Genomic DNA, 23,639 nt, shown 5'->3' on the forward strand with positions numbered 1-23,639 from the left:
AGATTCGGGTGCGTTGCACTTCGATGTTGAATCCAAGCTTTTAATAAACGGCCTGGCAATACCAGTGTGGTATAGACGTCACCGATGAGCGTACCGACACCAAGCGTGCTGGCATAAGTGGTCATTACTAAACCAAATCTCGATTTCACCATCTTATTAATTTTTGCCATGATGGCTTTTAGCGTACCGTAATGCTCAATTGAGCCGACGAATGCTAAAGCAAAGATGGTCAAAGTCACGACCCACGTCATTGACATAATGCCGCCTTTAGACAGCAGTTGATCCACGACAGCAAAGCCCGTTTCACTGACAAAGCCATTTTGTAAGACCGTAAAAATGTCATGCACACCCACGCCTTGCATAAAAAACGCAACCAATCCTGCAACCACCACACCTGATAATACCGTTGGAATAGCAGGCATTTTCATTACCGCTGCGATGACAACGACAACAGCCGGTAATAACGTAATAATACTGAGGTTATAATTGGCCGCTAGCGAAGTTTGAATTTCTTTAATTGAGGTTAAATCGACATTTTCTGCGCCGTAACCCATACCAATCCACGCATAGATAATCAATGCAGTTACCATGGCAGGTACCGTGGTGGGCAACATACCGCGGATGTGCTCCCAAAGATCAACACCAGCCGCTGCTGGCGTTAAGTTGGTGGTGTCAGATAATGGAGACATTTTGTCACCGAAAAAAGCGCCAGAAACAATAGCACCGCCCGTTAGTGACGGCGGAATACCCAATCCTAGCCCAATACCCATCATGGCAAGACCGACCGTACCAACCGTGCCCCACGAAGTGCCTGTAGCGACAGAAATAATGGCACAGATGATACAGACAGAGACTAGGAATGATGAAGGAGAGAAAACGCTAAAACCATAGTATAAAATCGTGGGAACCGTACCAGCGATAATCCAAGCGCCGATGAGCATACCAACGCCCATCAAGATAATCATGGCCGGTAGACCAATTTTGACAACCTTTAAAAAGCGTTGTTCCATGCCATCCCAGTCACGGCCACGCAGCTTCATAAACAAGCCAGTGATTAAAATACCGCAAGCTAAGGGAATGTGAGGGGTAAAATCTTTGAATACGAAAAACTGCACCATCAGAATAATGGCAGTCAACACCAGAGGTGCAATATCTAATAAAAAACTAGAAGACGGACCGTAGCCATCTTTAGCTTCGTCATAAGGTTTATCATCCATCATAAGACACCTACCTTCCTTAGTAGTGGATACTGCTGTCATAGATATAACAGTAGTAGAAACAACCAATCCATGGCTGCTGATAATGCTGAAAAAAGTGCGAAAAGGTTACGGCAAAGGGTGTAAAAAGCCTGTTTTGAAATCATGAATAGTTATTCATCACTTCCGCAGGCTTTCATACTAAAACAATAAATACTTAATAATTGGCGACCAAAATAGCGAATAATTGGCTTGCTAAATAAGCGCTGAGCCTACTTAACAAGCATCACGTCACGTCATATTGTTATTAGCCAAAGTTGATGCCTTGCGCTAGTGGTAGCTCGGTTGAATAGTTGACTGTATTGGTCTGACGGCGCATATAAGCTTTCCATGCGTCTGAACCTGATTCACGACCACCGCCGGTTTCTTTTTCGCCGCCAAATGCGCCGCCAATCTCAGCGCCACTGGTGCCGATGTTGACGTTGGCGATACCGCAATCACTGCCGCGGTCGCTGAGGAAAGTTTCAGCTTCACGTAAGTCATTGGTAAAGATACAAGATGACAGCCCTTGTGGCACATCGTTTTGCATCGCTAGCGCATCGTCAAATTCTTTATAAGGCATGACGTATAAAATCGGCGCAAACGTCTCACTACGTGCCACGTCATTTTGCTCATCAAGCTCAACAATCGCCGGAATCACATAATAAGCATCGGGGAATTTATCCATCAGAACTCGGTCGCCGCCTGTGACTTTACCGCCAGTATTGCGAGCCTTTTCTAACGCCGCTTGCATGTTATTAAAGCTGTCTTCATCAATCAGTGGACCGACCAAATTACCTTCAAGCGGATGACCGATGCTCACCGTCTCGTAAGCAGACTTAACGCGCGGTAAGATATCGTCTTTGACCGACTCATGAACGAACAGACGGCGTAAGGTGGTGCAGCGCTGACCTGCCGTTCCTACTGCTGAGAATAGAATGCCACGTAGCGCCAAATCCAAATCGGCGGTGGGTGCCAAAATCATGGCGTTATTACCGCCAAGCTCAAGCAAGCATTTACCAAAACGCTCAGCGACTTTGGGTCCTACTTCTCGGCCCATGCGCGTACTGCCGGTGGCACTGACTAAAGCGATGTCTTTATTTTCAACCAGCGCATTACCGATATCGGTTTTGCCCAATATGATTTGCGATAAATGTGCTGGTGCTTCACCAAATTTTGCCAAGGCTTTTTCAAATAACGCTTGGCAAGCTAAGGCGACGAGCGGGGTTTTTTCTGAAGGTTTCCAGATGACAGGGTTGCCACAGACGATGGCCAGTGCCGTATTCCAAGACCAAACGGCGACTGGGAAGTTAAAGGCAGAGATGACGCCGATGACACCAAGTGGATGCCATGTCTCACGCATGTGGTGACCCGGGCGTTCTGAGGCGATGGTTAGACCATAAAGCTGACGTGATACGCCCACGGCAAAGTCACAGATATCAATCATTTCTTGGACTTCGCCAAGGCCTTCTTCTTTAATTTTTCCGGCTTCTAATGATACTAAGATACCTAGGTCTTCTTTGTGCTCACGCAGGACTTCACCCAACAGACGAATCAACTCACCACGTTTAGGGGCAGGAACGACACGCCATTCTTGAAAGGCTTGTTTGGCGTTTTGAATTTTAGTATCGACGTCAGCCACTGTATCTAACGTGACTTTACCGATGACTGAGCCATCAATTGGGGTGGTGACTTCAAAGTCGCCATTTTGATAGTGTGCTTCTTCTACGCCCATTGCAGACATATATTGCTTAATCATAATCAATCCCTTGCATATTGGTATAATGGTTTACTACGTCCTTGACTGACTTATAAAATTACCCTGCTACCTACTAAGTTGCAAAATAATAAATTTCTTGCAGGCATTCCTTTTTGGAATGACGTGCTAATAAGTCGGCTATAAGCTGGCTATTTTTAGCCTAAATCTTACTAAACACTGACACTAGACAGGCACTGCTCAAGGCTTTGCGCCTGCATCGCTTCATACAATGCCATTTCATCATAAATGGCTGCCCCCAAATCACGCTCAAAATTTTGTTGGCTTGAGTAACCGTCATATTGGCTTGGCTGCGCCTCTTGCAGATTTGATTGAAAGATACCGGCGGCACTGACGGGCAAAAAATCCTCATAAACGATGGGTTCAATGCGAAGCACCTCGTCATTAATCAGAGCAGTCAGCTTCGCATTAGGCAGTTTATTCAAATCATCGCGTGTTAAGATCGCGGCTAACAACGCTTGACCGTCCTCAGAATCAAGGGTGCTATCCGTCAACTGGTAATAAAAATACGCTAGCTCCTCTTCGTGTAGAGTTTGATAATCATCAGGAAAAGCGGTAAATACTTCGGCTAAAATTTGATTGTATTGAGCCGCATTGTCCTCATTTGGGGTAGCACCAAGCTGGCGGCGAGCTGCGGCCAATAATTCATCATAAAGCACGCGGCCCTTTTGCGTTAACGCCACACCGCGTTGCTCAATCTCTCCAAAGCGCGCGGTATGATGCCCTTGCTCGTACTCTTCATGGCTAGCGTCTGAATTATTAGCAACTTTAAAGCCAACCGCTTCTTGTAGCGCCTTAAAACTGGTTTGCCTTAATAAGATAGGACACGCTCTACGCGGTGGCCCTTCGATGATGGCTTTTGAGGGTATGCCGCGGGCTTGCATGCCTTGTTGTACGGCATCAATATCCAAGGTTCTAGGCGTTAAATGATTGATATGCGGACCCTTAAAGCCAACCACATCAGCGACCAGCGGATGCTGATTTAATAGACGCTGATAGAGCGCTTTTGCCACCGGCGTTTTATCATGCCAACGAAATGTCTCTAGCGCTTCTTGGACAAATTGCTCTGCTTGCTCAGTAGTCAAGCCACCTTGCGCCTCAAAAATCTCAATGAGCTCAATAACGCCAGCAGTGAATATCTGACGCTGCGCCAGTGTGGCCGTGGCTTCTTGTTGTAAATTTTCATCGGCAATCAAATCTAAACGCAATAACGAGGTAAAGACGCGAAAGGGGCTTTTATGCAATGAATGCGAGTCAAGTGCGCGAAAAGCTGTTGAATGTACCGGCACGCCAGCAGGCGCTAAATCGTAGTAGCCGACAGGGTGCATACCCATCACGGCAAAAAGTCTACGCATCATGCTCAGCTCTGCTGCGGTACCCAGTCGAATCGCCCCGTGCCGCTCCATGCTTAGACGCTCAATCTCTCCCGTATGCAGCAGTTGTGATTTAATATCGGGATGTGTGGTTAATACCTCGGCATTCACATCACTGACCAAATCAACCAAGTCTCCGTATAGCGGCACCTCGTTCTGATACATGGCTGACATCGCCATAGAAAAATGATGACGGATATCATCGCTGCAGATAAAATCCTTATCTGGACTGACGCTAGTATTGTTCACAAATAAACATCCTTGTAATAGGGTTAAGAAATTTTTAAGTAATCGATATTTGGTTTTGAGCATTTGCTTATGACGATGCGCTATCTATCCTAAGCACTCCTAAACATTAAGCGGCAGGCAATCCATCAGGAAGCGCGATGAGCACCTCTTTTAGAATATCTAGCCCTTCTTTTAGGGTGTCAGGTTCTATGGTTAGTGGCGGCAATAACCGAATGATATGGCGATATTGGCCACTTGGCATAAGCAATAGACCACGCTCACGTGCTTTGGTTAATACTTGCGCCATCACACTCAGATGCACATCATGCTCAGGATGACGCAGCTCAATACCGCGCATCGCACCGATACCCGTAAGACCAAATAACCAAGGCGAGATACCTTCTTGCTGCCATTGGCTGATGGTCGTCTCAATCGTCTGGGCATAATGCTTGGCTGACTGCCAAACGTCATTAGCTTGCATGATATCGAGCGTGGCATTGGCAGCGGCGCAAGCAACTGGGTTACCAGAATAAGTACCGCCCAAACTGCCTTTAGGCAAACCATTGACCACACTAGCCTTGCCGATGACTGCACCTAATGGCAAGCCGCCCGCGATACTCTTGCCAAGTAAAATAAGATCAGGCTCAACTTCTAAATGGGTAAAAGCAAACGGTGTACCAGTACGGCCGTAGCCAGATTGGATTTCGTCCATGATAAGTAACATGCCATGCTCATCACAAAACTGGCGCAGATACTGCGCAAAGGTGGGCGACATCAATTGAAAACCGCCTTCCCCTTGTACAGGTTCGACGATGATGGCACCGATATTGTCGATATCGGTTTCTACCATAAATAAACGCTGGAGCGCGTCAATCGCTTGCTGATCGCTCACGTCGTTATCTGGGCTAGGAAAAGGAATGTGATAAACGCTACCTGCCAAGGGTCCGAGCCCGCGCTTATAAGGCGCAACTTTACCGTTTAGATTGACAGCAGCCAATGTGCGCCCATGAAATCCACCATCAAAAGCGATAACCCCAGTGCGACCCGTTTTAAGGCGTGCTATCTTGATGGCGTTTTCGGTTGCTTCTGCGCCGCAGTTGGTGAGCATCCCTGCCAGCTCGCCGCTAATAGGCACAAGCTCACACAATCGCGGCATAAAGCTTTGATACGGCTGATGCGCTGCCGCATTGTAGGCATAGTGAATCAGCGCCTGGGCTTGCTGGATGATGGCGTCAACGATGTGAGGGTGGCAGTGACCAAAGTTTAAAACACCAATTCCGCCGACAAAATCGATATAGCTTTGGTCATTGTCGTCCCAAACTCTGGCGTTTTTGCCTTTGACGAGCGTGAGCGGATGCACCATCGTAAAGGCATCGGTCACGTTATAAAGCTTGTCCATGATGAATCTCTATCTCTTCCTTGAGTTAGACTCATTTCAACAAAACATCATTCCGGCAGCAAACGAATAATAGTTGTGGTGGCATTCCTTTTTGTCATTACCAGTAAATTAGCTCCCTAAACGAATCCTTTAAAAACAAAAAAACTGCGTATCAAGGCAGTTTTTTTGTTTAGCTTGTTAAATTCTTACGGCAGATAACTTTGTAGAATAAAATAATAAAATATAAATTATAAAGCAAGCCCTAACGCTTTTTCACGCTGATCTGAGATTGTTAAATAATCCGTAATCCATTCTAAAACTGCTTTTACCTTATGCGATTGTCCCGAAGAAACAGGATAAGTCACATAATAGCTGCCGCGACCCTTTGCCGCATAATCCCACGCCATCACTAAAGCGCCTGATTGTAGCTCAGGCTCGACCAAACGTAACGGCACCAAAGCAATGCCATAACCCAGTAAGGCGGCAGAAATGCAGGCATGAAAAGTCTCAAAACGTGGACCTACAAAGGTGCCATCAACGCTGATATCTTGTTGCTTAAAGTACTCATACCACGCACTTAAGCGTGAACTTATTTGCAATAACACATAGTCATCCAAACAATCAGTACTCAGTGTTTTATCTCGCAAATACTGCGGCTGACAGACCGCAACGCAATATTCATCGAACAATTTTATGGCCTCCATATTGCCCCACATGCCATCGCCATATAAAAAAGCAATATCAACATTTTGGTCTTCAGAAAAAAACGGCCCCACCAGCTCTTTAATATCCAAGTTAATAAGGGAATATTCTTGACAAAAGCCACTGAGTGCTGGAATCAACCAACGGGCACAAAATGTCGGATGCGAGACGATTTTTAGCAGCTCAGTATTACTGCTATGCGACATCAAATTGGTGGTCGCCACCTCAATATGTTTTAAAATCTCTAATACTTCAAGATAATATGACTTGCCAGCAGGGGTCAATGAAATCCGGTGCGGCGTCCTATAAAACAAAGACAGGTTTAGCATCTCCTCCAACTGCGCCACTTGCTTACTTATGGCGCTTTGGGTCATGTGCATCTCTTGCGCGGCATTGGTAAAACTCAAATGACGAGCAGCGGTCTCAAAACATTGCAGCGCCGTCGTTGAAGGATATCGTCTAAAGGCTAATGGTTTATTGGTGTCTGTTTTCATAGATTGTTTTTCTTTTATCCCATATTAGGGCGTGTCCTTAATTCACTCGATAGTCATCTAAATGGGTTAAAAATGGCTAAATCTTGCCAAACATCGTCAAATAGCTTGTTAATATCTCGATATTATCTACGCTATTTTTCTTGTTTGACGGCAATTTATCTCATTTTTATCGCCATTTTTGAAATGAAGACACGCCCTAGTAAAATATCAATGATTATTTAAAATCACGTTATCAGGCATTCCTAGCCTATGGCGTCATCATACCTATATTCAAGCGTAAATAGCGATACCTCACTATAATCACTGTGTAACTGACACTGATGTCATTATCGGATTTACTTAACCATTCAACCAATTATTCGGTTGCTAATTTTAAAGACTCTCCTACAAAAAACACCGTCGATTCCTGATAAAATAGCAAGGTCTGATGATAGGCTCTGACATACCGCAACCGATTTGCTATCTTGCCCTCCTCTTTTTCATCATTACGACCTATGCCGCCGTTATTCTTAAACTCATGAATTATTTTTCAGCTAATTTGCACTATTAGCGCCTTCTTTATTTGTATTGGATCATATGAAACATAACCTTGAGGTGAGCGCAAATGCTCGCCGAACTCAGTATTTCCAAGTATTCTTAATGGGCGTCAGCGCCTTTATTATGAATACCACCGAATTTGTCCCCGTTGCCCTATTAAGTGACATTGCCCAAGATTTTTCCATCACTACAGCAGAAACTGGCTGGATGTTGACGCTGTATGCGTGGATTGTCGCGGCGATGTCATTGCCATTGATGCTACTTACCAGCCGTTTTGAGCGTAAAAGCTTACTCTTGGGCTTGTTTGTGGTTTTTATTGCCAGCCATGTGTTGTCAGTATTTGCTTGGAGCTTTGATGTATTGCTGATTAGCCGAGTGGGTATTGCGCTATCACACGCGATATTTTGGTCAATCACCGCGGCGATTGCGATACGCGTAGCACCAGAAGGCAAAAAAGCACTGGCACTTAGTGTGCTTGCGACCGGCACTTCATTGGCGATGGTACTTGGCGTGCCATTAGGGCGCTTGGTCGGTCAATGGTTTGGCTGGCGGGCAACATTTGGTGGTATTGGCGTGATTGCTTTCATCGTATTTATTCTACAAGCAAGGCTATTGCCAACGCTACCAAGTATGTTTGAAGGCTCGTTTAGAAAGATTCCAGAATTGCTTAGAAACCCCTTATTGGTCTGTTTGTATCTACTCATTTTACTGGTCTTTACCGCCCACTATACCGCTTATTCTTATATCGAACCTTTTATGCGTCAAGTCGGCGCTATCAGTGAAAACGCCGCAACTGTTGTCTTGCTATTGTTTGGGGTGGCAGGAATTGCGGGCAGTGTGATATTCAGCCGCTGGGGCGATCGTTTTAATACCAGATTGATGCTGATATCGATCATATTAATGCTGCTATCTATGCTGGTGCTATTGTTTGCCGTGACCTCTATCTGGGCACTAAGTTTCATTGCATTACTGTGGGGCGCCGCGCTGATGCTGCTGATTATCTCTATGCAAGCCAAAGTCATCATGGTTGATGTCACAGCCCAAGACATGCTGATGTCAATGTTCTCAGGGATTATTAACTTAGGCATTGGCGCCGGTGCGCTGTTTGGTGGTTATGCAGTGACGCATATTTCCATATCGAGTGTGGGCTATGTTGGCGCGGCTATCGCCAGTGTGGCACTGCTCTTGATGTTATTTATGATAAAGCGCTTTCCCGAGTTAAGTAGAAGACTTGGTTAAGCAAAAGACTTGGATAGCTAAAGACCTAATAGTAAATAAGACTATAAAAAATGCCAGCCTCTTAAATGGGCTGGCATCTGGCTTTCTCGTTCATTTAAAAATAGGAAATAAGCCACCCATTAGAAATCCACCTTACCGCGCAACACTTTTGTTTTACCGCGCTGGGTCTTTTGATCCACCCGTTTGCGCTTAGCATTTCTGCTAGGTTTAGTTGGCTTTCTGGTTTGATTGACATAAGTGGCTTTTATAATAAAGCTTTGCAGCCGCTCAAAGGCATCTATCTTATTGCGCTCTTGCGTACGAAACTGCTGCGCTTTGAGCACAAACACGCCTTCTTTGGTGATTCGGCTGTCTTTACTGTCTAATAAACGCTGCTTATGCACATCACTCAGGCTTGAGGCATGGATATCAAAACGCAAATGAATCGCAGACGAGACTTTATTGACGTTTTGCCCGCCTGCCCCTTGCGCGCGTATGGCGCTAATATCTACTTCACTGTCATTCAGGCTAATGGTATTACTAATAAAAATCATAGAGCTCTTTTTAAATCATAAATAAGTATGATGAATAATAAACCATTATTTGCTTCCCTGCTACTTCGTCAATAACTAATCTAATAGCTGAAGACTACGCTCAATCACTGGCGCGTCTACCATTTGACCATCTATCTCAAACACTGCCTGCCCGCTTCGCTCATATTCTTCGACCACACGCTTAGCAAATGATAGCTCACTCTCTGTCGGCTTAAGGGCGTGCTGCACAACAGCCACTTGTTTGGGATGAATACACAGCATTCCTAACATACCCATTTGTGACCATAGTTGCACTCGGGCATTTAGCCCTACTTCATCATTGAAATCAGGATAAACGGTATCTATGGGCGCTGCTAGCTCATGTACTTTAGAGGTCAACACCAACTGATAGCGGATTTGATTGGCGATGACATCCGCAGCAGGCGTACCTACTTGTACCCGCAAATCATTGCACAAATCTAGAAAACCATAACTGAATCCGACCAAGCCTGACACTTTAGCCATCGCATCAATGTTATACAACCCAACCGCACTTTCTATGAGTGCAATAATAGGTAAGCCAGTACCTTGATAGGCTTGATCAACATCTGATGCTTGTTCAGCCTTGGCCAGTACGATTCCTGCAAGATTAGGCATCTGCTGGCAAAGCGCGATATCTTTTATAAATGCCTCACTGCCTGCTCTATTAATACGTAGCCAAATCGGCTGATAACTTGCACTGTCATGATATTGTTGCAATGCTTTGCGGGCGTCTGCTTTATCTTCTGGTGCAACGGCATCTTCTAAATCGACAATGACCGCATCTGCGCCACTAGCAAAGGCTTTCGCTACTCTGTCGATGCGAGTCGCTGGCACGAATAGCCATGTTTTATTTTTAGAGATTATATTTATTTTATGATTGGTCACTGAATCCATGCGTAACTCCCATATTATTCAAGTAGCTGTTAATACCTTTATTATGCCATTGCACAGCCTATTTTTACTTTAAATTAATAATCTATCAATGCAATGACACTAAGAAAATTTAGACACTCGATCAAAAATAAAATCAAAAAAAACCGCATGGAAATAAATCTCATGCAGCTCTTCATAGTAAATTGTTCTTGAACTTGTATTATAAGTCTTCTGACTGGCTGGCTACCTAAGCCAACATACCACCATCGACAACGATAGTCGCCCCCGTAGTATAACTTGAGGCATCAGACACCAGATATAATACCGTGCCAGCCATCTCATCAGGATTCGCAACACGTCCTAGTGGAATAGCATGTAGCGCCATTTTTAACACTTTATCATTGGTGGTTAAGGCCGAGGCAAACTTGGTATCAGTTAGACCTGGCAGTAAAGCATTGACGCGGATATTAAGTGGGCCACACTCTTTGGCGAAAGCTTTAGTCATACTAATGACCGCCGCTTTGGTGATCGAGTAGATACCTTGCTTGTCGCCTGCAACCAAGCCATTGACCGATGCGGTATTTAAAATCACGCCGCCGCCCTGCTCGCGCATCATTTTGCCAGCTGCCGTCGACATAAAGAAGTAACCACGAATGTTTACCTCAACCGTCTTATCGAAAGCGGCTAAATCCGTATCTAAGATATGGCCGTAGTATGGGTTGGCTGCGGCGTTATTGACCAAGATATCGATTTGACCAAACTCGCTTTTGATATGCTCAAAAATTGCTGCAATCTGCTCCATGTCTCCCACATGACAAGCAAAGGCACTGGCTTTATGACCGTCAGCTTTGATGCTATCAGCCACTGCTTGGCAAGCATCGATTTTGCGGCTAGAGACAATCACGTGCGCGCCTCTTGATGCCAATAAACGAGCAATAGATTCGCCAATACCGCGGCTTGCGCCAGTAACCAAAGCGACCTTACCGGTTAAATCAAATAAATCTTTCATCATGATTCCTTATATTTTTATCAACTTTATATTTTCTATCATTCTTGAGCGCTGAATTCATGTATCTAGAACATGTATCTAGAACATGTATCTAAAACAGGCGTCTAAAATTGGATAACTAAACGCAGATAATCGCTGTCATGTCTAACAGCGATTATCGAGCACTAACGAGTTAATAATGAGCGCTCAACAGTCGCAGTTACGCTAGCATACCACCATCTAAGGTAAAGGCATGACCGTTCATAAAACTGCTTTCATCACTAGCCAGCCAAGCAATCGCGCCTGACACTTCGTTAACGTCTCCCAAACGCCGCATTGGGCTGGCTTTGATGGTTGCTTGCTGGGCACGCTCGTTCATATTTGCCATGGTATTTCGTACCATTGGCGTATCAATAAAACTTGGACATACTGCATTAAAGCGAATATTGACACGGGCATATTCATGAGCAGCAGATTTGGTCAGCCCCATGACGCCATGCTTGGCAGCGCTATAAGCTGTCAGCAGTGGTGCTGAACGCAAACCAGCAATGGAGGCTACATTAATCACATGACCGCCGCCATTGGGCGCCATACAAGTAACAGCAGCGCGCATACAATGCCAGACGCCTTTTAGATTAACGGCGATATTACGATCAAAATCATCATCGCTTAGCTCATGCATCGGTGCCGGTTTATGGTCGATACCCGCATTATTTATCACCACATCAAGGCCGCCAAGCGTCTCTACTGCGAAGTCAAACAAAGCACGTACTTCATCACCACTGGTCACGTCTACTTTTTTGAAGACGATACTGTTGCCAGCGTCTTGACCTTGCTTAGCAACCGCAGCACCCATCTCTTCTGCTAAATCGCCTATGACGACTTTCGCACCGCGACTTGCCAGTAATAGCGCGCTAGCCGCACCGATGCCAGAGGCGCCGCCCGTGATTAAAATTCGTTTACCAGCCACATTACTAGCTACATCTGATGCAATTCCGTTTGTATTCAGTGTCATGATCTATCCCTCTACCTTAAGTACCAGTTTGCCGAAGTTTTCACCTTTGAAGAGCATCATCAAAGTATCAGGGAACGTCTCGATGCCCTCAACAATATGATCTTTCACTTTCATCTCACCTGACTGAATCCAGCCAGCGATATCTTTCATGGCGACTGGATATTCTTTGATATTATCAAATACCACAATGCCTTCCATACGAGCACGATTGACCAATAATGATAAATAGTTCGATGGGCCTTTGACTTCTGTGGTGTTGTTATATTGACTAATAGCTCCGCAAATAACGATACGCGCATGCAGATTTATTTGTGTGAGCACGTCATTTAAAATATCGCCGCCTACGTTGTCAAAGAATACATCAACCCCATTTTGACAAGCTTGCTTTAAGCCTTTTTTGACATCTTCATTTTTATAATCTACAGCGGCATCAAAGCCCAGCTCATCGACTAAGAATTTGCATTTCTCAGCACCGCCTGCAATACCAACGACGCGGCAGCCTTTGATCTTGGCAATTTGACCAACCAAGCTACCAACGGCACCAGCAGCGCCAGAGACAACCACGGTCTCGCCGGCTTTTGGCTGACCTGTTTTTAACAGACCGAAATACCCTGTCATACCCGGCATACCGAGTACGCCCAAGTAATAAGACAATGGTGCCAGTTTTGGATCAACTTTATACAGATTAGCACCATCACTGACGGCATAAGACTGCACGCCATCATGACCTGCTACATAGTCACCAACGGCAAACTTCTTATGCTTGCTTTCTATCACTTCGCCCACAGTACCGGCGCGCATGACATCACCAATCTGTACTGGTGCGATATAAGATTTGGCATCGTTGAGCCAGCCACGCATCGCCGGATCGATAGAGATGTATTCAACTTTAATCAGTAACTGACCATCGGTGATAGTCGGAATTTCTGTCTCGGTATAATCCCAAGTCTCGGCACTAGGCTCGCCAACAGGTCTTGCTTTTAAGCGCCATTGTTTATTCATTTTTGTCATGTCTCTTTCCTTAGAGTTGTCTTTAGAACCATTCTGTTTGCATATCAGTGCAAACAGAGTTGGTGTTGGTTAATAATTCGATGTCGCGTTTAACTAATGGTAATTCCCAATCAATGAAGTATTTGGCCGCTTGTATCTTGCCTTTATAAAAATTCTGTTGCTCAGCATCTTGCGTGGTACTTAATAGCTGTTCAGCTTTACTCGCTTGACGAATCCAAATCCAGCTCAGCACAATTGAGGCAAAGATATTCATCAGTGCTTGCGCGTTGCCCGTTAATGTCACGGCTTCTTCAGTTTGTAAAACTTTGCTGAGATGCACCAATACTTCATGCAGGTGACCCATGTAAGGCATCAGCTTACCTGCAAGCTGGGCGCTCTCAGGTGTAGTGATACTTTCCAAATCTTGTGTGATTTCACGTTTGAGGATTTGAATACCCAGACCACCTTTTTGCCACAACTTACGAAATGACAAATCCAATGCCTGCACGCCATTCGTGCCTTCATGAATAGGATTTAGACGATTGTCACGCCAGAACTGCTCAGCCTGATACTCACGCGTATAGCCTGCACCGCCCAATACTTGGATACCTAAATCATTGGCTTTTGGCCCATACTCAGATGGCCATGCTTTTAGTACTGGCGTGAGCAGGTCTAATAATTCTGTCAGCTCATTCTTTAGCGTTTCGTCTTCACAAGTGTTGATACGGTCAATCAAGTTTGAGCCGTATAGGCATAATGAGATGCCGCCTTCAGAGTAGGCTTTTTGCGCCAGTAGCATGCGCTTTACGTCACCATGATTAATGATAGCTGTTGCCGCATCTTCAGGTTTGTTGTTTGGAGCGATTCTGCCTTGCGTTCTGTCTTTGGCATAATCAAGTGAGTACTGATAACCACGATATCCCACCATCGATGCGCCAAAACCAACAGCGATGCGTGCCTCGTTCATCATTTTGAACATATAGCGCAGGCCAAAATGCTCTTCACCGATCAGATAACCATAACACTCGCCTTCGTCACCGAAGCTCAATGCCGTCGACGTCGTGCCTCTATAGCCCAGTTTATGAATGAGTCCTGTTAAATGTACGTCGTTGCGCTCGCCGACAGATGCATCTTCGTTTAAGCGATACTTGGGCACAGCAAATAAGGAGATACCTTTGACGCCACCTGGACCACCTGGCACTTTGGCCAACACTAAATGGACGATATTATCAGACAATTCGTGATCGCCGCCTGAGATATAAATTTTGCTGCCTTTGACGCGGTAAGAGCCATCATCTTGTTTTACTGCAGTGGTTTTGATGTCAGCAAGTGATGAACCTGCATGTGGCTCTGTCAATGCCATCGTTCCAGTGAATTCACCTGTCAGCATGCGCGGCATAAAGGCAGCTTTAATCTCATCACTAGCAAAGTGTGAAATCACATTAATTGCAGCAGTGGTCAAAAATGGATAAGCAGTGGTTGAAGGATTAGCGGCCATAAAATAACCTGCCACAGCTGTCATTACCGTTTCAGGCAGCTGCATACCGCCGTCTTCAAAACTATAGCGACCTGCGATAAACCCTGACTCGCGGAATGCATCAAAAGCGACTTTTACATCACTTATCATGCTGACTTTTTTGCCATCAAACTGTGGCTCGTTCTTGTCTGCTACGTGGTTGTGCGGCAAAAATAACTGGGTCGCAATTTTATTGGCCGTATCCAATACTGCATCGAATGTTTCGCGGCTATGCTCTGCAAACTTGGCATGCTTGGTTAAATTTTCAGTGCCCAATACATCATATAATTGGAACGGTAACTCAAAGTCATTGATTAGCGTATCTGCTGCCATAGTATTCTCGTTAACTGATTAAATTTGGTTATCAATCGATATTAATCTAATTTAACGCCTTACCGTATTGTCATTTATGACATAATTATGGTCAAATACGACATAAATAGCGTTTATATTTCGAGAATTCATATAAAAAATTGATATTTTTGGTCAGAAAATTAAATTTTGCTCAGCACCGCGAAAGGAGAATAGGCATCTATGCCTTATTTCAAACCCTTTAAAGTCATCATCATTGGATTCGATGGTGTGCTCGGCAGCGCATTGACAGGCGCATTAGATTTATTCTCATTTACGGGTGTCAGTTGGCAACGATTTTTAGATGAGCCAGTAGAGCCAAGATTCAACGTTCAGATAGCAAGCGTTGGTGGCGTAGATATCAGATGTAGCAACCGCTTAATCATGCAAGCGCATTGCGATATTCAGGACGTGGCCGAGTGCGACTTGCTATTGATTCCGACGATTGGTGATTCAATCGATAAGGTACTGAGCCGAAATGCAGGGTTAATACCCCATCTAACGCGGTTGGCAGACACCAAATCAGATATAGCCAGCAACTGTAGCGGTGCTTTCTTTTTGGCAAAGGCAGGATTATTAGATAATAGAATCGCTACCACACACTGGGGTTACGCCAGTAAATTCAAAGCGGACTTTCCACTCGTTGACTTACAAGAAAATCAGTTTGTCACTCACTCAAAAAGCAAATCAGACAGCCAATCCGGTAATATATTTTGTGCGGCAGGTGGCAGCGCCTTTTATGACTTAGGACTGTTATTGATAGAGCGTTACTGCGGACGTGAGATTTCTACTCAAGTAGCCAAAACCCAAATTATAGATAGCAAGAGAGGCAATCAAAACAGCTATACCAATGTGACCTTGCATAAGCCGCATTCAGACCAACTAATCAAGCAAGTACAAGAATTCATTGAGGAAAATTTTTATCAGACTATTCAGGTAAGCGGGTTGGCTGCCATGGTCAATATCACCCCACGGACGTTAAACAGACGCTTTCAGTCTTGCGTCGCGATGCGCCCGATTGAGTATATTCAGGCCGTCAGAATTGAGCAGGCAAAACGCCTGCTAGAGTTAGGCAATGTGACCATAAAATCGCTTGCCGAACAAGTGGGCTATGATGATATTTCATCGTTCACACGCCTATTCAAACGTGCAACAGAGCTAACCCCCAAAGAGTATCAGGATAAGTTTTCGCGGTTAGCGATTTAGTCATAGCAATGCATAGTAGTTAGAGATTAGTGCTTAATGTTTAACGTTTAAGCAGTTTGCCATAACCCTTCTACTTGGATAGCATCAGCCTTGATGGTTGGGTAATCGCTAAATGCCAACTGATAGCCACCAGCTGTATTGGAACTAATTTGACACTTTGTGCCTAGTGGAAAGCTGTGTTTTTGTCCAATATGACCAAAACGCATGCCGCTATAAATCGGTAATCTTGTCAGCTGATGCAATTGACGAATCACCGTAGCCACATCATAACGCTTGTCATAACTGTCCTCACCTGCACCTGACAATGCCCCAAATACAATCGCTTGCTGACCTTTAAACGCACCAGCCAAATACAAATCATATAACATGCGCTCGATACGATAAGGTTGCTCACCCACGTCTTCTAAGAATACAATACCGCCATCCATGCGCGGCAAATACTCACTACCTGCCAGCGCTGACACCACGCTTAGATTACCACCCCAAATCGTGCCCGTTATTGCTTTGGGCTCAGCACTTGTTAGAATACTGGGTAAATTGGGACTGGTTAAAGACGCGTCTGATATATCAATAACCAGATTGGGATTGGTTAGTGCTTCAACAAACTGTCGACAGCTGACTTGATCAGGGACAGTTTTTCCAAATTCACTATAGAGCATCGGTGCTGCAAGCGAACTCATATCACCTTCTGCCAATAGCGCACACTGAATAGCAGTCACATCACTAAAGCCCGCCAGTATCGTGCCGCGCTCCTGCATAATACGTCCTAGCGTCAACCAATCAATCATCGGTAATATGCGCATTGCACCATAGCCGCCGCGCACGCCGAGTAACAATTTTGGGGCAGCTATTGCACCAGTAGCGAGGTTTTGCAGGTCACTCGCTCGCTGCGAATCCGTACCAGCAAAACGCAGATACTGCCGATTGGTAATCGTAGGATTATTGACGTTAAAACCCGCACAGGCCATACGCTCCAATGCCAATTGATTGCGGTCATCGCTACCCCCAACATTGGAGCTGGCAAACAGCCGCGTCTCAATCGTTGGCGTAATACAGCGTGTTTGCGTGAGTGACGGCTGTGATGATGAACGCTCATCCAATAACGCGGTTGGCAGATCATCCTTGGTAAGTTGCATACTATGATTTTTCTCAATGGCATCGGAGGCCAGCGACTGAGTCATATTTTGGGTTATTAATAACCCTGCCCCTGCGCTGAGACCTACTCGACGTAAAAACTGGCGACGATTCAAGCCGGCTGCCGCTTCAATCGCTGTATGCTCATTGTTGTTTCTATCATCTGTTAATAACTGACTCTTGAAAACCATCTCTCTCTGCCACCTTATCATTTTTATTTTGATATACTTTTGCATCATATTTATTTTTGCAGTCTACTTGCTTAAACCACACAGCAGCATATTGTAAACGCTTTTTTGGCTATGATAGTTGCCCAACCCTTGCCACTATTTAATTTTTCGCCATGATAGCCATGAGACATACCAAAAACCTAGCCCTATTGGCACATTCCGCGACTTTGTTGTAGTATGAGAATACCGATTTCGGTTAAATAAGGATAATAATAATGGCTGAGAAAACGACTGATAAACAGAAAAAAGAGGACATATTGGATACTGATTTAGAGTACCTCATCAACGAAGAAGAAAAACTGCAAGAAAAGCTAAAAGACAGTAGCCATCTTGAGCGTTTTGCCAAAGATTTGATGCTATTCATGAGCTTGATTAAAGACTATTATCAAGGAAACTATCGCGATATTCCTTACAAGACCATTTCAGCAGGTGTGGTTGGACTGCTCTATACTCTCAACCCAATCGATATCATTCCAGATTTCATACCCTTTATCGGTCATATTGACGATGCGCTAGTCCTCACCTTTTGCTTGAAGTTGGTCGAAAAAGATTTGCAAAAATATCAAACTTGGAAGAAAAAACAAACCGCTACTGACTTAAAGAAAAACAGGTAACTTTGTACAAGCTATCATCCTGAAATGATCATTATAAAAAATAATCGTTATAAAAAACCACGACTGACAATCAATGTATCAGCCGTGGCTTTTTTATTCATTAATAGCAATTATTTATGTGAGTTAATCTGGAACATCATAACGCGCTTTTTCTGGATTGAGACCGAACGAATAGACAAAGGTTGCAACGAGGCTATTGATAATAATAAACGGCAAATCGATAGCAGCATGCCCAAGCGCATAGCGACCAATCAGCCACGAAACAATCAGCATAATAATAAAGAAACCGCCTAAGTACGCCAAAATTGCAGGATGCTTTAAATTATAAGTCTGCTTAGGTTCAGGCTTCTTATCAAGTACATAGGTTCTGATTGCCCAACCAGCTGCATAAGAAAATCCGCCCAATACCACGTAACTAAAAAAATTCATATTGCTTAACTCTAATGACATATGGTTTATAGCAAAACACTGTTTAAAATAACACTATCGATCATAAATTATGTTTATGAGCCGTGCTTGCTTAAAGGCTCTCATTAACATTATCAATCACAATATTAGCATGTGGATTGGCTAAAATATCGGTATTAACATCATCACACTCGACATGATAGATGGTATTGGCACCGCGATAAATATAGGATAAGTATTCACTATCTAAGAGTGGATCGATATTGGCATAGGCAGGCTTCACATGAGCCAATACCAGCACGCGATCAGGACGACCAATCACTGCATCGACATTGTCAGGATCAATAGAGAAAAACTGCGGGATTTCGCTATTTTCAATCACTTCTAGCGGCTCAGCGTCATCCCAAACGCGCTTCGCACTTGCCGGCTCTTTCATCTGCATCACCCACGAGCCATCCTGTTGACTGATTTTTATTTGGGCAGGCTCGTCATGACTAACCGTGTAACAACCTTCAAAAACCGATAAGTCTGTCGCCGCTTCGACCATTCCAGTATCAGCTTGAATGTTGCTATCGTTGCAAGCACTTAAAAATAGCGCGCTGCTCACCGCTATGCCGACTGGTAAGCACATCAGCCTTTTATAAAAAATGTTTGAGCGTAAGGACATAATAGAGTTATCCTGCATTCATGCATTAAACTTTTATGAAAAATTGTCTTTAAAAAAACTACCTTTAAACAGTGATGACGACAATCTTGCTATTAGCATTATTTTTTAGGGCGTGTTTTCATCAACTATTGGCACTGTCGAATGATTTGCGCTACTAATTGACGCCTGAAAACCGCTGTTTTTTCTGCTGCGTAGTCAATACCGTTTGATACTGTGTCGCAACACAGCTCATTTTAACAGAAAATAGCAAGGTTACTATTATGATCTGTGCTTTTGGCGACTTTGTGCATTACGATTGCCCACATCAACGATAGATTTGTTATACTCATTCCCAAAATATAACGGAAGCGCTGGTGTAAAAACAACGCGAGCAAAATCCCTCCAACCCTCCCTATCTTTATCAATTTTTAGGTCAATAATTTTTTATGTCAGACAATCGCACCTCAGCGCAGCCATTCAACACCAGTAACGCGATGAATCCGTTGGCCGCCAAATCAAACACCACCGTCGCCTATACGGATGGTGCCTGTAAAGGCAATCCGGGCGCTGGTGGCTGGGGCGCACATCTCATTTTTAGTGATGGACGTACACAAGATTTGTACGGCGGGGATAAAGAGACGACCAATAATCGCATGGAGTTGATGGGCGCGATACAAGCATTGACCCATAGTCCGCATGAGCACAATCTCGAGATTTGGACAGACTCAAGCTATGTCAAAAAAGGCATCACCGAATGGATAGAGGGTTGGAAAAAAAGAGGCTGGAAAACGGCAAGTAAAAAAACCGTCGCCAATCAAGACCTTTGGCAACAATTAGACAAGCTATGCCAGCAGCGCGATGTTGACTGGCATTGGGTAAAAGGTCACGCAGGACATGCGGGTAATGAAAAAGCGGATGAGCTGGCAAACTTGGGCGTGACATCCAGCAGTGAAGAATTATCGAGCATAGAACCGCAAGACACGGCTAAAAAAAAAGGGCAAATAATGCCTAATACAGCACAAAATGCTGCTCACAATGACTGGCTAAGTTTAGATCCACTGGGTCTGGATATGACAGATGATGAGCTTGACGAAGATGTCATAGACACTGATAACGATACAAACCCTGCCGATGATATGATGAGTAAAGATGCTGTAATAGAAGCCGATCGCTATCAGCATAATGCTAGCAAACCAATGAGTAAAATAGAGATGCCGGAAACCCAAACGTCTATGACTGATGCGACGATAAATGATCATGTGCCTGCTAGCGTTACTGGCATAGAAGAAGCTGATACACCAAAATTCGACGGCGACACCAGCCGTGCCAATCCGTATTTCATACCGCTGCTACCCAAACCTATCCATCGTCATGAGTCTGATCGCCAGCTCATTATGGATACTGAAACCACAGGTCTTGATCCGTTAAAAGGCGACCGTATTATCGAAGTCGGTATCGTGGAGATGATCGGGCGTAAATTTACGGGTGAAAAGCTCCACGTTTATATCAATCCACAGCGCGGCATGGATGATGAAGTCATTCGTATCCATGGTATTTCTGAGGCATTTTTGACCGACAAACCTACCTTCGATCAAGTTGCTCAGTCGCTCTATGATTTTATGGACGGCGCAGAAATCATCGCTCATAACGCCACCTTTGATATGAACTTCTTAAACATGGAGTTTGCCAAAGTTGGTATGAACGACTTTGCTGAGCGCGTACAAGTGACTGACTCGCTGGTCATGGCAAAGCAGCAATATCCTGGGCAAAAAAACACCCTAGATGCTTTAGTGCGTCGCCTAAATGTGGGGAAGCAAGATCGTACTTTTCACGGCGCCTTACTTGATTCAGAGATTTTAGCAGAAGTTTATCTGGCGATGACAGGTGGGCAGGTTACACTCGCCATCGAAGAAGACACGCAAACAGATGGCGGGCAGACAGCCCACGCCAGTTTTGCCCATTTAGCGTCTTTGTTGCTAGACTCATCTACGGATGAAAATACCAACCAAGAGTGGTATGCCGCGCTCGCAGAAGCGTATCCTGAGCTAAAAGCCAATATGTAGTCGCCGTATAAGCTGATGATATCAATCTTTGAGCAATAACATTTGTATAATATAGGCTTGATTATTGTTATATTAAGCGTTAAAACATCACCAGCAAGTGCTTTTTCGATCATCATTTAAACCATCGCCATTCTCATCAGTACATTATGGAAAAACACCTATGAACCAGTCTGCGCAAATGAAGTTAACGGCCCCAACGCTTAGTGTTACTGATTTCAATCTACCATCGCTACATTTGTTGCATGATGAGATCATCGTAACCTTAAAAGATACTGAGATTCATCTGAGTGAATTTAATGATGATAATAGTCAAGCCCCTTTATTATTAGATTCTATCACTGTGCTAAAGCAGCTGTCTTGCATCTTTGAGCTGATATCTTTGGTTGGTGCAGAGGCTTTGAATACCGCTATTGTCAATGGTTTACAGCGCCTCTATGATAATGGTGATAATAACGATACCAGCTTGATTATGGACTTATCAGAAGCCATTATGACACTGGATCGCTATATCGAGTTTGTACTTTTGACAGAGTCGGTAGAGCCAACCTTGTTACTGCCTGTTATCAATAAACTCAATGCTCACGGGCAAGAAACCCCTATCACAGCAGACTATTTTGCAGCCTTTGGTAGCAGTAGTGTCATCATTGCCAACCCTGAACAAAACTTCCAACCACTTGACGAGCTTAACCTAGACACTGAACTACTAACTTATGCTTATCGTAGTGGTCTTGGAGTCGCTCTGCTCAATCAAGATGGCAACGTTAGCCCAGACGATCAGCAGAAACTTGACGCCATGAGTGCAGCGTGTGCTTTGATAGCATCGAACACCAGCAGTCTATTTTGGCAAGCGGCCACCGCAGCTGTCACTGACATTGCCACGATATTACCGCTAAATCTGAGTCAAAAACACACACTGATTTATTTAGAGCAGCAATTCCAAAGCTACTTGCCTGTGATGGACAAACGGTTTGCTGATTTGGTCAGTTTTGCTTGCCAGCGTGACAGTGATGCAGCGCAACGGCTGCGTGAGCAATACGCCAGCAACCACTTGGAAAGCGCGCAACTTGAGCAAATGAAACGTTTCTTATTCGGTCCTAATCGCGCCCTGACCGATACTCTGAACACCATCATTCAGACCCAAATTAATACCATCAAAGAAAATGTGGATAGCTACGCACGTGGTGATTCATTGAACCCTGTCGATATGCAAACCGCACAGATTATCGAAGAGCTAACAGAATTGAGCTCAGCGTTACGCTTGCTTGGTTTATCAAATGCAGCCAATAGTCTCAGCGTAGCAGCAGAAGCTGTTAGTCATTGGCAAACGCCCTCGCCTGACGATTTTGATCACTTGCTGTTGGCATTAATGCATGCGGAAAACGCCACCATTGCAATGGCAGAAATGCACACACCAGGGGCCATCTATTTGCCACTGAATAACCCGCATATCTCTTTACATCAGCTCAATACGGCTAATGATACTTTGATACAAGAAAGTCGTTCCGCTATTGCCAGTGCAGAACAAGCCATTAACGATTATTTGGCTGAGCCAGAGCGCGATATGCTCAATATTCAGAACATACCTGAGATGATGCGCCAAGTGGCAGGGGCTGTGCGCTTCTTACAGCTGCCAACACCTGCCAGCATGCTCAGTCAATTGGCCAATTATCTTCAGCAGCGTATCGAAGGTGGACAACGTATTGAAGACAGTACGCTTGCCTGTATCGCTGATGTCATTATGGCCGTCGATCATCATCTAGATGGTTTTGAACACCATCGTCCGGTCAGCAAACAAGCATTAGATGTGGGACAGCAGAGCTTGAGCCATTTACTCGCAGCCTAATTTTTATCACGCTTAAGCACTAAAATGATATTTAAATGGCGGCTTTGCTGCCATAGCCCTTCATTTATATATAGTCGATCCCATATAAGCTAGATACAAGCAAGGTGAGTGAAAACACTACGAATAGTAGTGCTAAGCGAGCCTGACTGACACCGTATCCGAATGATATAGGATTGACTTTACTTCAATTAAAAAAAAGTCTGTATCAACACTGATGCGTACTGACCGTAACCGGTTTGGAATTT

At 44.5% G+C, this 23,639-nt stretch carries 19 protein-coding genes; 5 read left to right on the forward strand and 14 right to left on the reverse strand.

Translation table 11 applies throughout. The features are described from left to right. The 5 genes from INT03_RS12470 to INT03_RS12490 all read right to left on the reverse strand — a co-directional run. Window positions 1-1,220, reverse strand: a 1,220-nt coding sequence (locus INT03_RS12470) for a Na+/H+ antiporter NhaC family protein (RefSeq protein WP_193009200.1), incomplete at its 3' end; no start/stop codon positions are given. A 283-nt stretch (window positions 1,221-1,503) separates the two neighbouring features. Next, entirely contained in the window at window positions 1,504-2,994 is a 1,491-nt protein-coding gene (locus INT03_RS12475) for an aldehyde dehydrogenase family protein (RefSeq protein WP_193009201.1), read from the reverse strand. 170 nt (window positions 2,995-3,164) lie between these two features. Continuing rightward, window positions 3,165-4,565: a VOC family protein gene (locus tag INT03_RS12480; protein ID WP_226950272.1), complete on the reverse strand. Its 1,401-nt coding sequence runs from the start codon at window positions 4,563-4,565 to the stop codon at window positions 3,165-3,167. 175 nt (window positions 4,566-4,740) lie between these two features. Beyond that, window positions 4,741-6,012, reverse strand: coding sequence for an aspartate aminotransferase family protein (locus tag INT03_RS12485; RefSeq protein ID WP_193009203.1), 1,272 nt, complete (start codon window positions 6,010-6,012; stop codon window positions 4,741-4,743). Window positions 6,013-6,239: 227 nt separating this feature from the next. Then, window positions 6,240-7,187 (reverse strand): LysR substrate-binding domain-containing protein, encoded by a 948-nt coding sequence (locus INT03_RS12490; RefSeq protein ID WP_193009204.1) that lies wholly within the window; start codon window positions 7,185-7,187, stop codon window positions 6,240-6,242. 576 nt (window positions 7,188-7,763) lie between these two features. On the opposite strand from INT03_RS12490, the gene INT03_RS12495 reads away from it, so the two are divergent. Then, entirely contained in the window at window positions 7,764-8,963 is a 1,200-nt protein-coding gene (locus tag INT03_RS12495; protein ID WP_193009205.1) for a sugar transporter, read from the forward strand. A 119-nt stretch (window positions 8,964-9,082) separates the two neighbouring features. On the opposite strand, the gene arfB is transcribed toward INT03_RS12495, so the two are convergent. The 6 genes from arfB to INT03_RS12525 all read right to left on the reverse strand — a co-directional run bounded on the left by arfB (window position 9,083) and on the right by INT03_RS12525 (window position 15,232). After that, the gene (gene arfB, locus INT03_RS12500) at window positions 9,083-9,496 is read right to left on the reverse strand and encodes an alternative ribosome rescue aminoacyl-tRNA hydrolase ArfB (RefSeq protein ID WP_193009206.1); all 414 of its coding nucleotides are present in this window, start codon (window positions 9,494-9,496) and stop codon (window positions 9,083-9,085) included. A 75-nt stretch (window positions 9,497-9,571) separates the two neighbouring features. Continuing rightward, window positions 9,572-10,411 carry an HpcH/HpaI aldolase/citrate lyase family protein gene (locus tag INT03_RS12505; protein ID WP_193009207.1) on the reverse strand — a complete coding sequence of 280 codons (840 nt, stop codon included), beginning with the start codon at window positions 10,409-10,411 and terminating at the stop codon, window positions 9,572-9,574. A 226-nt stretch (window positions 10,412-10,637) separates the two neighbouring features. Beyond that, on the reverse strand, window positions 10,638-11,402 hold the full coding sequence (locus INT03_RS12510; protein ID WP_226950267.1) for an SDR family oxidoreductase: 765 nt from the start codon (window positions 11,400-11,402) through the stop codon (window positions 10,638-10,640). Window positions 11,403-11,598: 196 nt separating this feature from the next. Beyond that, window positions 11,599-12,393, reverse strand: coding sequence for an SDR family NAD(P)-dependent oxidoreductase (locus tag INT03_RS12515; protein ID WP_193009209.1), 795 nt, complete (start codon window positions 12,391-12,393; stop codon window positions 11,599-11,601). A gap of 3 nt (window positions 12,394-12,396) precedes the next feature. Further along, window positions 12,397-13,404, reverse strand: coding sequence for an NADP-dependent oxidoreductase (locus INT03_RS12520; RefSeq protein ID WP_193009210.1), 1,008 nt, complete (start codon window positions 13,402-13,404; stop codon window positions 12,397-12,399). A 22-nt stretch (window positions 13,405-13,426) separates the two neighbouring features. After that, entirely contained in the window at window positions 13,427-15,232 is a 1,806-nt protein-coding gene (locus INT03_RS12525) for an acyl-CoA dehydrogenase (RefSeq protein ID WP_193009211.1), read from the reverse strand. A 201-nt stretch (window positions 15,233-15,433) separates the two neighbouring features. On the opposite strand from INT03_RS12525, the gene INT03_RS12530 reads away from it, so the two are divergent. Beyond that, window positions 15,434-16,456 (forward strand): GlxA family transcriptional regulator, encoded by a 1,023-nt coding sequence (locus tag INT03_RS12530; RefSeq protein WP_193009212.1) that lies wholly within the window; start codon window positions 15,434-15,436, stop codon window positions 16,454-16,456. A gap of 47 nt (window positions 16,457-16,503) precedes the next feature. Here INT03_RS12530 and INT03_RS12535 read toward each other — a convergent pair whose 3' ends face one another. After that, on the reverse strand, window positions 16,504-17,781 hold the full coding sequence (locus INT03_RS12535; protein ID WP_193009213.1) for an LD-carboxypeptidase: 1,278 nt from the start codon (window positions 17,779-17,781) through the stop codon (window positions 16,504-16,506). Window positions 17,782-18,035: 254 nt separating this feature from the next. Between INT03_RS12535 and INT03_RS12540 the strand changes: the two genes are divergently transcribed. Beyond that, window positions 18,036-18,434 (forward strand): YkvA family protein, encoded by a 399-nt coding sequence (locus INT03_RS12540; RefSeq protein ID WP_087813781.1) that lies wholly within the window; start codon window positions 18,036-18,038, stop codon window positions 18,432-18,434. 123 nt (window positions 18,435-18,557) lie between these two features. Here the strand turns inward: INT03_RS12540 and INT03_RS12545 are convergent, their stop codons facing one another. Next, on the reverse strand, window positions 18,558-18,863 hold the full coding sequence (locus INT03_RS12545) for a hypothetical protein (protein ID WP_109590789.1): 306 nt from the start codon (window positions 18,861-18,863) through the stop codon (window positions 18,558-18,560). Between the two features lie 91 nt (window positions 18,864-18,954). Further along, window positions 18,955-19,509, reverse strand: coding sequence for a hypothetical protein (locus tag INT03_RS12550; RefSeq protein WP_193009214.1), 555 nt, complete (start codon window positions 19,507-19,509; stop codon window positions 18,955-18,957). Between the two features lie 425 nt (window positions 19,510-19,934). On the opposite strand from INT03_RS12550, the gene dnaQ reads away from it, so the two are divergent. Together dnaQ and INT03_RS12560 are read left to right on the forward strand one after the other, a co-directional pair. Continuing rightward, window positions 19,935-21,551 carry a DNA polymerase III subunit epsilon gene (gene dnaQ / locus INT03_RS12555; protein WP_193009215.1) on the forward strand — a complete coding sequence of 539 codons (1,617 nt, stop codon included), beginning with the start codon at window positions 19,935-19,937 and terminating at the stop codon, window positions 21,549-21,551. A 160-nt stretch (window positions 21,552-21,711) separates the two neighbouring features. After that, on the forward strand, window positions 21,712-23,394 hold the full coding sequence (locus INT03_RS12560) for a hypothetical protein (RefSeq protein ID WP_193009216.1): 1,683 nt from the start codon (window positions 21,712-21,714) through the stop codon (window positions 23,392-23,394). Window positions 23,395-23,639 lie beyond the last annotated feature (245 nt).

The organism is Psychrobacter sp. PG1 (assembly GCF_014897815.1).
Taxonomy (GTDB): Bacteria; Pseudomonadota; Gammaproteobacteria; order Pseudomonadales; family Moraxellaceae; genus Psychrobacter.

What these genes read in the sequence shown, in the direction of transcription:
- INT03_RS12475 (WP_193009201.1), bottom strand. Translation starts at nt 2,994, where the DNA reads ATGATTAAGCAATATATGTCTGCAATGGGCGTAGAAGAAGCACACTAT.
- INT03_RS12480 (WP_226950272.1), bottom strand. Translation starts at nt 4,565, where the DNA reads ATGGCGATGTCAGCCATGTATCAGAACGAGGTGCCGCTATACGGAGAC.
- INT03_RS12485 (WP_193009203.1), bottom strand. Translation starts at nt 6,012, where the DNA reads ATGGACAAGCTTTATAACGTGACCGATGCCTTTACGATGGTGCATCCG.
- INT03_RS12490 (WP_193009204.1), bottom strand. Translation starts at nt 7,187, where the DNA reads ATGAAAACAGACACCAATAAACCATTAGCCTTTAGACGATATCCTTCA.
- INT03_RS12495 (WP_193009205.1), top strand. Translation starts at nt 7,764, where the DNA reads ATGAAACATAACCTTGAGGTGAGCGCAAATGCTCGCCGAACTCAGTAT.
- arfB (WP_193009206.1), bottom strand. Translation starts at nt 9,496, where the DNA reads ATGATTTTTATTAGTAATACCATTAGCCTGAATGACAGTGAAGTAGAT.
- INT03_RS12505 (WP_193009207.1), bottom strand. Translation starts at nt 10,411, where the DNA reads ATGGATTCAGTGACCAATCATAAAATAAATATAATCTCTAAAAATAAA.
- INT03_RS12510 (WP_226950267.1), bottom strand. Translation starts at nt 11,402, where the DNA reads ATGATGAAAGATTTATTTGATTTAACCGGTAAGGTCGCTTTGGTTACT.
- INT03_RS12515 (WP_193009209.1), bottom strand. Translation starts at nt 12,393, where the DNA reads ATGACACTGAATACAAACGGAATTGCATCAGATGTAGCTAGTAATGTG.
- INT03_RS12520 (WP_193009210.1), bottom strand. Translation starts at nt 13,404, where the DNA reads ATGACAAAAATGAATAAACAATGGCGCTTAAAAGCAAGACCTGTTGGC.
- INT03_RS12525 (WP_193009211.1), bottom strand. Translation starts at nt 15,232, where the DNA reads ATGGCAGCAGATACGCTAATCAATGACTTTGAGTTACCGTTCCAATTA.
- INT03_RS12530 (WP_193009212.1), top strand. Translation starts at nt 15,434, where the DNA reads ATGCCTTATTTCAAACCCTTTAAAGTCATCATCATTGGATTCGATGGT.
- INT03_RS12535 (WP_193009213.1), bottom strand. Translation starts at nt 17,781, where the DNA reads ATGGTTTTCAAGAGTCAGTTATTAACAGATGATAGAAACAACAATGAG.
- INT03_RS12540 (WP_087813781.1), top strand. Translation starts at nt 18,036, where the DNA reads ATGGCTGAGAAAACGACTGATAAACAGAAAAAAGAGGACATATTGGAT.
- INT03_RS12545 (WP_109590789.1), bottom strand. Translation starts at nt 18,863, where the DNA reads ATGAATTTTTTTAGTTACGTGGTATTGGGCGGATTTTCTTATGCAGCT.
- INT03_RS12550 (WP_193009214.1), bottom strand. Translation starts at nt 19,509, where the DNA reads ATGTCCTTACGCTCAAACATTTTTTATAAAAGGCTGATGTGCTTACCA.
- dnaQ (WP_193009215.1), top strand. Translation starts at nt 19,935, where the DNA reads ATGTCAGACAATCGCACCTCAGCGCAGCCATTCAACACCAGTAACGCG.
- INT03_RS12560 (WP_193009216.1), top strand. Translation starts at nt 21,712, where the DNA reads ATGAACCAGTCTGCGCAAATGAAGTTAACGGCCCCAACGCTTAGTGTT.